Raw genomic sequence first — 2,993 nt, 5'->3', positions numbered from 1 at the left:
AAAAGAACACGTTCCTAGACATATTGAATTGACAGCCGTTTTAACAGAGATGTTAGAACAAAAGAATAAAGAGTAATAGAATCGATAGATTTGAAAAAACCACTAGACCTTCAGTCAAAAATAAATAGAGTTTCAATTAATTGAGACTCGCATAATATACGATGAAGAGTTTGATCCTGGCTCAGGATGAACGCTAGCGGCAGGCTTAACACATGCAAGTCGAGGGGTAGAAGAAGCTTGCTTCTTTGAGACCGGCGCACGGGTGCGTAACGCGTATGCAATCTACCTTTCACAAAGGGATAGCCCAGAGAAATTTGGATTAATACCTTATAGTAATACGCCTTGGCATCAAGATGTATTTAAAGATTTATCGGTGAAAGATGAGCATGCGTCCCATTAGCTAGTTGGTATGGTAACGGCATACCAAGGCTACGATGGGTAGGGGTCCTGAGAGGGAGATCCCCCACACTGGTACTGAGACACGGACCAGACTCCTACGGGAGGCAGCAGTGAGGAATATTGGACAATGGGCGCAAGCCTGATCCAGCCATGCCGCGTGCAGGATGACGGTCCTATGGATTGTAAACTGCTTTTATACAGGAAGAAACACCTCTACGTGTAGAGACTTGACGGTACTGTAAGAATAAGGATCGGCTAACTCCGTGCCAGCAGCCGCGGTAATACGGAGGATCCAAGCGTTATCCGGAATCATTGGGTTTAAAGGGTCCGTAGGCGGTCAGATAAGTCAGTGGTGAAAGCCCATCGCTCAACGGTGGAACGGCCATTGATACTGTCTGACTTGAATTATTAGGAAGTAACTAGAATATGTAGTGTAGCGGTGAAATGCTTAGAGATTACATGGAATACCAATTGCGAAGGCAGGTTACTACTAATATATTGACGCTGATGGACGAAAGCGTGGGTAGCGAACAGGATTAGATACCCTGGTAGTCCACGCCGTAAACGATGGATACTAGCTGTTGGGAGCAATCTCAGTGGCTAAGCGAAAGTGATAAGTATCCCACCTGGGGAGTACGAACGCAAGTTTGAAACTCAAAGGAATTGACGGGGGCCCGCACAAGCGGTGGAGCATGTGGTTTAATTCGATGATACGCGAGGAACCTTACCAAGGCTTAAATGTAGATTGACCGGTTTGGAAACAGATCTTTCGCAAGACAATTTACAAGGTGCTGCATGGTTGTCGTCAGCTCGTGCCGTGAGGTGTCAGGTTAAGTCCTATAACGAGCGCAACCCCTGTTGTTAGTTGCCAGCGAGTCATGTCGGGAACTCTAACGAGACTGCCAGTGCAAACTGTGAGGAAGGTGGGGATGACGTCAAATCATCACGGCCCTTACGCCTTGGGCTACACACGTGCTACAATGGCCGGTACAGAGAGCAGCCACTGGGTGACCAGGAGCGAATCTATAAAACCGGTCACAGTTCGGATCGGAGTCTGCAACTCGACTCCGTGAAGCTGGAATCGCTAGTAATCGGATATCAGCCATGATCCGGTGAATACGTTCCCGGGCCTTGTACACACCGCCCGTCAAGCCATGGAAGCTGGGGGTGCCTGAAGTCGGTGACCGCAAGGAGCTGCCTAGGGTAAAACTGGTAACTAGGGCTAAGTCGTAACAAGGTAGCCGTACCGGAAGGTGCGGCTGGAACACCTCCTTTCTAGAGCCTTAGTGTTAGCTTATTTATAAGCACGGTAGGGAAAGAGACGAAAAGAGAAAGTGGAAACAAAGATTGAAATTATATTACTCTTGCTGTTAGTTCAAATAATACAATTTAAGTAAAAGATAAACGATTTACGATTATTGAATGCTGATTGTTGGTTGCGGATTTTAAATCTGAGATCAAAAATCGTTAATCATAAATCAGGAATCACCTTGTCTCGTAGCTCAGCTGGTTAGAGTACTACACTGATAATGTAGGGGTCGACAGTTCGAGTCTGTCCGAGACAACTATTTAAACTTAAATAAATCCTGAAATAAATTCAGGACAAAAGGAAATTTTAGAAGTATGAGTATGAATTATACATTAATTCAAAATTCACCATTCATAATTTAAAATTTGAAACGGGGGATTAGCTCAGCTGGCTAGAGCGCCTGCCTTGCACGCAGGAGGTCAACGGTTCGACTCCGTTATTCTCCACGAATCCGCAAGGATTAAAGTTCATTGACATATTGAGATAAGAAAAATATAAAAAAGTAGAAAGCATTTTTTTACTAAATATTTATATTTAGTAGAAGAAAGAACGGTCTTAATTAATTTTAAGATTGGTACAATAAGCAAAATAAGGGCGTATGGGGGATGCCTTGGCTCTCAGAGGCGATGAAAGGCGTGATAAGCTGCGAAAAGCTACGGGGACGGGCACACACCGATTGATCCGTAGATACCTGAATGGGGCAACCCACTATGTTGAAGACATAGTACACCTACGGGTGGGCAAACCCGCTGAACTGAAACATCTAAGTAGGCGGAGGAGAAGAAAACAAAAGTGATTCCGTAAGTAGTGGCGAGCGAACGCGGATTAGCCCAAACCAAACATGTTACGGCATATTTGGGGTTGTAGGACCACGATATTTGTTGCGGATAGAATTAGAATCTACTGGAAAGTAGAGCCAAAGAAGGTGATAGCCCTGTATAAGTAATAGAAGATAACGATAGTGGTATCCTGAGTAGGGCGGGACACGAGAAATCCTGTCTGAATTTGGCGGGACCATCCGCTAAGGCTAAATACTCCTGAGAGACCGATAGTGAACCAGTACCGTGAGGGAAAGGTGAAAAGAACCGTGAATAACGGAGTGAAATAGATCCTGAAACCATACGCTTACAAGCGGTCGGAGCCCTTTCGTGGGGTGACGGCGTGCCTTTTGCATAATGAGCCTACGAGTTAACGTTGCTGGCAAGGATAAGTGGTTAAGCCACGGATCCGTAGCGAAAGCGAGTCTGAATAGGGCGCTTTAGTCAGTAGTGTTAGACGCGAAACC

2 tRNA genes and 2 rRNA genes (1 of these 4 cut by a window edge) are annotated in these 2,993 nt (G+C 45.4%); all 4 read left to right on the top strand.

The window, feature by feature from the left end:
* Positions 1-158: 158 nt before the first annotated feature.
* Positions 159-1,674 (top strand): 16S ribosomal RNA (locus tag QO200_RS19160).
* A 216-nt stretch (positions 1,675-1,890) separates the two neighbouring features.
* A tRNA-Ile gene (locus tag QO200_RS19155) sits at positions 1,891-1,964 on the top strand.
* 116 nt (positions 1,965-2,080) lie between these two features.
* Positions 2,081-2,154: transfer RNA gene (locus QO200_RS19150), tRNA-Ala, on the top strand.
* Between the two features lie 131 nt (positions 2,155-2,285).
* Positions 2,286-2,993 (top strand): 23S ribosomal RNA (locus tag QO200_RS19145) (it continues 2,176 nt past the right edge of the window).
* Together the 16S and 23S rRNA genes with 2 tRNA genes alongside form the textbook arrangement of a ribosomal RNA operon.

This window comes from Flavobacterium sp. Arc3, assembly GCF_041431375.1.
GTDB lineage: Bacteria > Bacteroidota > Bacteroidia > Flavobacteriales > Flavobacteriaceae > Flavobacterium.
Note: the sequence above shows the minus strand (reverse complement) of the source record. Positions and strands in the feature narration are given on the sequence as shown.